This window comes from Streptomyces anandii JCM 4720 (assembly GCF_014650655.1).
Taxonomy (GTDB): domain Bacteria; phylum Actinomycetota; class Actinomycetes; order Streptomycetales; family Streptomycetaceae; genus Streptomyces; species Streptomyces anandii.
In genome coordinates this window covers 494,871-501,329 of sequence record NZ_BMVJ01000003.1, presented here as the reverse complement: position 1 = coordinate 501,329, position 6,459 = coordinate 494,871, and the positions used below count along the sequence as shown (strand labels likewise).

The 6,459-nt window shown below is 75.1% G+C and carries 5 protein-coding genes; 2 read left to right on the top strand and 3 right to left on the bottom strand.

What is annotated here, in order from left to right; translation table 11 throughout:
- Positions 1-86 precede the first annotated feature (86 nt).
- A complete protein-coding gene (locus IE249_RS08240; protein WP_189704104.1) occupies positions 87-3,077 on the top strand; it encodes an AAA family ATPase in 2,991 nt (996 codons plus the stop codon).
- Positions 3,078-3,097: 20 nt separating this feature from the next.
- On the opposite strand, the gene IE249_RS08235 is transcribed toward IE249_RS08240, so the two are convergent.
- A complete protein-coding gene (locus IE249_RS08235) occupies positions 3,098-3,544 on the bottom strand; it encodes an Lrp/AsnC family transcriptional regulator (RefSeq protein ID WP_189704103.1) in 447 nt (148 codons plus the stop codon).
- A 94-nt stretch (positions 3,545-3,638) separates the two neighbouring features.
- On the opposite strand from IE249_RS08235, the gene IE249_RS08230 reads away from it, so the two are divergent.
- Complete coding sequence (locus tag IE249_RS08230) at positions 3,639-4,109, top strand: rhodanese-like domain-containing protein (protein ID WP_189704102.1); 471 nt, start codon at positions 3,639-3,641, stop codon at positions 4,107-4,109.
- Between the two features lie 56 nt (positions 4,110-4,165).
- On the opposite strand, the gene IE249_RS08225 is transcribed toward IE249_RS08230, so the two are convergent.
- Both IE249_RS08225 and IE249_RS08220 read right to left on the bottom strand, forming a co-directional pair.
- Positions 4,166-5,857: a DUF885 domain-containing protein gene (locus tag IE249_RS08225; RefSeq protein ID WP_189704101.1), complete on the bottom strand. Its 1,692-nt coding sequence runs from the start codon at positions 5,855-5,857 to the stop codon at positions 4,166-4,168.
- Between the two features lie 43 nt (positions 5,858-5,900).
- Positions 5,901-6,437: an Lrp/AsnC family transcriptional regulator gene (locus tag IE249_RS08220; RefSeq protein WP_189704100.1), complete on the bottom strand. Its 537-nt coding sequence runs from the start codon at positions 6,435-6,437 to the stop codon at positions 5,901-5,903.
- Positions 6,438-6,459: the final 22 nt, after the last annotated feature.

The window sequence follows — 6,459 nt, the reverse complement described above, 5'->3', positions numbered from 1 at the left end:
GTGACGCGGCACGCGCGCGGGGCGGGGGCGGAAGCGGCGGGCGGCCCGGCCTGGCACCGGGCACCGCACGACCAGGGGGAGGCGCAGTGAGGCTGCACCGGCTCGACATCACCGCCTTCGGGCCCTTCGGCGGCGCGCAGCGCGTCGACTTCGACGCGCTGTCCGCCGCGGGGCTCTTCCTGCTGCACGGCCCGACCGGCGCCGGCAAGACCTCCGTGCTCGACGCCGTGTGCTACGCGCTGTACGGCTCGGTGCCCGGCGCCCGCCAGGGCCAGGGGACCACCCTGCGCAGCGACCACGCCGCCGCGGGCACCCGCACCCAGGTCACCCTCGACCTCACCGTCGCCGGACGCCGGCTGGAGATCACCCGGCAGCCCCCCTGGGAGCGCCTGAAGCGCCGCGGCACCGGCACCACCGTCGACAAGGCGCAGACCTGGCTGCGCGAGTACGACGCGGTGGCCGGCGCCTGGAAGGATCTCAGCCGCTCCCACCAGGAGGTCGGCGAGGAGATCACCCAGCTGCTCGGCATGAGCCGCGAGCAGTTCTGCCAGGTCGTGCTGTTGCCGCAGGGCGACTTCGCCCGCTTCCTGCGCGCCGACGCCGAGGCCCGCGGCAAACTGCTGGGCCGCCTGTTCGACACCCGCCGCTTCGCCGAGGTCGAAAAGCGCCTCGCCGAGCGCAGGCGCACCGCCGAGGCGCGGGTGCGCGAGGGCGACGCCGAACTGCTCGCCGACGCCCACCGCATGCAGCAGGCCGCGGGCGACGCGATGGAACTGCCCGGCCTCGCGCCCGGCGAACCGGGTCTTGCCGAGGCCGTACTGACCGCCGCCGCGGTGGCCCGCGCGACCGCACGCGAGCAGCTGACCGTCGCCCACTGCCGCCTGTCCGCCGCCGACTCCGCCCACGCCGCCGCCGAGCGCGCCCTGGACGAGGCACGCGAACTGGCCCGGCTGCAGAGCCGGTTCGCTCAGGCCCAGGAGCGCGCCGCCCGCCTCGCGGAGCGCGCCGACGAGCACCGCGAGGCCCAGCGGAGGATGGAGCGCGGACGCAAGGCGGAGGCCGTGGCCCCGGCGCTCGAACTGCGCGAGGCCGCCGACGCCGAGCACGCTCGCGCGGCCGCCGCCGAGGCACGCGCGCGTGCCCTGCTGCCGGACGGCCTCGCCGACGCCGGCGCGGCCGGACTCGCCGCGGCCGCCCGCCGGGCCGCCGAGGAGCTCGGCGCCCTGGAGTCGGCCCGCCGCGCCGAGCGCCGCCTGGCCGAACTCGTCGCCGAGCGCGCGGACGTGGACCGGCAGGAGCGCGCGGACACCGAGGCGCTCCAGGAGGCCGAGGACTGGCTCGCCGGGTGGGAGAGCACCCGCGCGGGGCTGCGGGCCCGTATCGAGAGCGCCCAGGAGACGGCCGGGCAGGCCCAGCAGCTCGCCGTGTTGCGGGAGAGCGCCGAGGCGCGGCTCGCGGCCGCCCGCACCCGCGACCGGCTGGCCGGAGAGACCGAGGAGGCACGGCGCCGGGCGCTCGCCTCCGCCGAACACGCGATGCGCGCCAAGGACCACTGGCTCGCCCTGAAGGAACAGCGCCTGAACGGCATCGCGGCGGAACTCGCCGCGCACCTCACCGACGGCGAGCCCTGCGCCGTCTGCGGCGCCACCGAGCACCCCGCGCCCGCCCGCAGGTTCGCGGGGCACGTCGACCGTGACGCGGAGGAGCGGGCCCTGGCCGGCCACCAGGACGCCGAGGAACGCCGGGCCGAGGACGAGCGCCGCCACGCGGACCTGCGCGCGGCCCTGGCCGCCGCCACCGCCGAGGCCGGGGACGCGCCGGTTCCGCGTCTCGCCGAGGAGACCGCGGACCTGGAGCGACGGCTGGCGCGGGCGCACCGGGAGACCTCGGCACTGCACGCGGCGCGGGAGGAGCTGCGCGGCGCGGAGGAGGAGCACGAGCGCCGGCTGTCCGACCGCCGCCGCGCGGAGGTACGGGCCGCGGCGCGCCAGACCCGCCGCGAGAACCTGGACCGCGAACAGGCCGCCCTGGAGACGGAGCTGGCCGCCGCCCGGGGCAGTGCCCGCAGCGTGCGCGAGCGCGCCGCCGAACTGCAGCGGCGGGCCGCGGTGCTCACCGACGCCGCCGACGCCGTGCGCGCCGCCGAGGAGAGCGCCGTACGGCTCAAGGACGCCGACGGCCGGCTCGCCGAGGCCGCCTTCCGCGCGGGCTTCGACACCCCGCGGGCCGCGGCCGCCGCGCTGCTCGACGACGCCGCCCACCGCGAGCTGCAACACCGCCTGGACGCCTGGCAGTCGGAGGAGGCCGCGGTGCGCGCGGTCCTCGCCGAGGCCGGCACCGCGGCCGCCGCCGAGCGTCCGCCCGCCGACCTCGCCGCCGCGCAGGCCGCCGCGGACGCCGGGGGCCGGCGTCTGCGCGAGGCCGCCTCCGCGCGGGACGCCGCCGCCCGCCGCTGCGCCGAACTCGACCGGCTCTCCGCCCGCGCGGCCAGAGGCATACGGCAACTGGCGCCGCTGCGCGAGGAGTACGACCGCGTCGCCCGCCTCGCCGCCCTCACCGCGGGCACCTCCGCGGACAACGAGCGCAAGATGCGCCTGGAGTCCTACGTCCTCGCCGCCCGCCTGGAACAGGTGGCCGCCGCCGCGACCGTACGGCTGCTGCGCATGTCGTCCGGCCGCTACACCCTCGTCCACTCCGACGACCGCAGCGGACGCGGGCGCAGCGGCCTCGGGCTGCACGTCGTCGACGCCTGGACCGGGCGGGAGCGGGACACGGCCACGCTGTCGGGAGGCGAGACGTTCTTCGCCTCGCTCGCCCTCGCCCTCGGGCTCGCCGACGTGGTCACCGACGAGGCGGGTGGGGTGCGCCTGGACACCCTCTTCATCGACGAGGGTTTCGGCAGCCTCGACGACCAGACCCTCGACGAGGTCCTCGACGTACTCGACTCCCTGCGCGAACGCGACCGCAGCGTGGGCATCGTCAGCCACGTCCCCGACCTGCGCCGCCGCATCCACGCCCAACTGGAGATCACCAAGACCAGATCGGGCTCGACGGTGCGGCAGCGCGGGGTGCGCTGACTCGCGGCCGTGCCGGCGGCTCAGCGGCCCAGGGGGCGGCGGGGGAGGGGGGAGGAGTACACCACGCTGGTCGTCACCGAGCCCAGGGTGCCGATGCGGCCGGCGATCTCCTCCAGGTGGCGCATCGAGCGTGCGGCGACCTTGATGACGAAGCAGTCGTCGCCCGTCACATGGTGCGCCTCGAGGATCTCCGGCGTGGCGGCGACCAGGTCGTGGAACGGCTTGTAGTTGCCGTTGGGGTAGCGCAGCCGTACGAACGCCAGGATCGGCAGGCCGAGCCGCTGCGGGTCGACCACCGCCGCGTACCCCTCGATGACGCCCGCCTCCTCCAGGCGCCGCACCCGCTCGGTGACCGCGCTCGGGGACATCGAGACGGCGCGCGCCAACTCGGCGAAGCTCGCCCGGCCTTCGCGCTGGAGGACGTCGAGTATGCGCCAGTCGGTGGCGTCCGGGGAAAACGCGGTCATGACCGATGAATAGCAGGGAATTCCCCGGACGTTCAAGAGGTATGCCGGGGAACACCGCTTCAACGCGGCGATGGACGGTCTTAGGTTCTTGCCCATGGAATACGACAACCCCGTGCTGCGCGTAGCCCCCGCGCCCCCGGCCGCGGCAGCCGCCCACTTCCGCGCGAGCCTCGCCTTCCACGCCGACGTCTCCGACGTCGCCGCCGCGCTCGAGGCCGGCGGCGACGTCGGATTCGTGCTGCTCGACTCCCGCTCCACCGAGTCGTGGGACCAGGGGCACATCCCCGGTGCGATCCACCTGCCCACCGCGCTGATCCCCGGGCAGGCCGAAGCCCTTGTCGACAAGTCGATGCCGGTCGTCACCTACTGCTGGGGCCCGGGCTGCAACGGCGCCACCCGCGCCGCCCTCGCCCTCGCCGAACTCGGCTACCGGGTCAAGGAGATGCTCGGCGGCTTCGAGTACTGGGTGCGCGAGGGCTTCGCCTACGAGACCTGGCAGGGCGGCGAGAACCGCCCGGCCGACCCCCTGACAGCGCCGGTGGCCGGAGCCCCCTGCGGCTGCTGAGAAGGCCCGCCGGGCGGGCGGCCCACCCGGGCCGCCCGCCCGGGTGGGTCAGGGGGTCACAGCTGTGACAGCTCGTCCAGCAGGTCGTCCAGGCCCAGGGAACCCTGGGAGAGGGCGGCCATGTGCCAGGCCTTCGCGTCGAAGGCGTCACCGCGGCGCTCGCGGGCCTTCTCGCGGCCCAGGAGCCAGGCGCGCTCGCCCAGCTTGTAACCGATCGCCTGGCCGGGCATCGACAGGTAGCGGATCAGCTCGCTGGCCACGAAGTCGCGGGGACGGCTGCTGTGCGCGCCGAAGAACTCCTGCGCCAGCTCCGGCGTCCACCGCTCACCCGGGTGGAACGGCGAGTCCGCCGGAATGTCCAGCTCCAGGTGCATGCCGATGTCGATGATGACGCGCACCGCGCGCATCATCTGGGCGTCCAGGTAGCCGAGCCGCCGCTCCGGGTCGGTGAGGAAGCCGAGCTCGTCCATCAGGCGCTCCGCGTACAGCGCCCAGCCCTCCGCGTTGGCGCTGACGATGCCGACCGTCGCCTGGTAGCGCGAGAGGTTCTCCGCCACGTGCGCCCACTGGGCGAGCTGGAGGTGGTGGCCCGGGACACCCTCGTGGTACCAGGTCGACACCAGGTCGTACACCGGGAAGCGGGTCTGTCCCATGGTCGGCAGCCAGGTGCGGCCCGGGCGCGAGAAGTCGGCGGACGGCGCCGTGTAGTACGGGGCGGCGGCACCGCCGGGCGGCGCGATGCGGGACTCCACCTTCCGCACCCGCTCGGCGAGTTCGAAGTGCGTGCCGTCCAGCGCGTCGATCGCCTCGTCCATCAGCCCCTGGAGCCAGGCCCGCACCTCGTCCACGCCCTCGATGTGCGTGCCGTGCTCGTCGAGGTGCGCGAGCGCCACCCACGGCGTCGCGGCCCCCGGCAGGACCTTCTCGGCCTCCTGCTTCATCTCGCCGAGCAGGCGGTGGAACTCCGACCAGCCGTACGCGTACGCCTCGTCCAGATCCAGGTCCGTGCCGTTGAAGTAGCGCGAGAAGCGTGCGTAGCGCTCACGGCCCACGGTGTCCGGGGAGCCCTCGACGGTCGGCGCGTACACGTCGCGCATCCAGTCCCGCAGCTCCACCACGGCCGCGGTCGCCGCCCGCGCGGCCTCGTCCAGCTCCCCGCGCAGCGCCTCGGGCCCGGCGGCGGCGAAGTCCTCGAACCAGCCGCGGCCCCGGCCGTCCGTGTCCGACCACTCGGTGAGCTGCTCGACGAAGGTGGCCGTCGGGCTCGGGCCGCCGTACAGCTTGCGCTCCAGGCCGAGGGCCAGCGACTCGCGGTAGCCGCGCAGCGCGGCCGGCACGGCGCGCAGCCGCTCCGCGACCGCGGCCCAGTCCTCGTCGGTGTCCGTCGGCGTGAGCGTGAAGACCTCGCGCACGGAGTGCACGGGGCTGTGGATGTTACTGACCGCGCGCAGGCCCTCGTCGGCCTCGTGCACGGCGAGCTCCGCGGTGAGCCGCTCGCGCAGCAGGCGCGCGCACCGGCGCTCGATGTCGCTGTCCGCGCCGGGCCGGCGCTCGGCCTCGTCGAGTCCGGCGAGGGTGGTGCGGGCCAGTTCCGCGAGCGCCTCCTGGCCCGCGGGTGAGGTGTCGGGCAGCCTGCTCGAACTCTCCTTCACACCGAGGTACGTACCGGTGATCGGGTCGAGGGCGATGAGTTCGTCGACGTAGGCGTCGGCGACCTGACGGGGAAGCGGGCTCTTGGTCTGAGACATGCGCACCATCCTCATACAAGGGCACGGCCCGCGTCAGCCGGGTTTACGCCGCTCCCGGCCGCGCCGCGTCCCCCTTCGCCGGAGCCGGACCGCCCGGACCGGCCGGGGCGCCCAGCGGGAGCAGCGGACCGCAGTCCCACTGCTGGAAGATCAGCCGGGTCTCGACCCGCGCCACTTCCTTGCGCGAGGTGAACTCGTCCAGCACCAGCCGCTGCAGATCCGCCATGTCCGCGACCGCCACATGCACCAGGTAGTCGTCCGGCCCGGTCAGATGGAACACCGTCCGCGACTCCGGCAGCGCCCGGATCCGCTCCACGAACGGCCCCACCAGCTCCCTGCGGTGCGGCCTCACCTGCACCGACAGGAGCGCCTCGAGGCCGCGTCCCAGCTTGGCGGGATCCAGCCGCAGCTGGTGGCCGAGGATCACGCCGGAGCGGCGCAGCCTCGTCACCCGGTCCAGGCAGGTCGACGGCGCCACCCCGACCTGCGCGGCGAGGTCGCGGTAGGTGGTCCGGGCGTCGTTCTGCAGCAGCCGCAGCAGATGCAGATCGACCGGATCCAGTACGACAGATTCGGCCATGGCTCGAACGTAACACGGACTT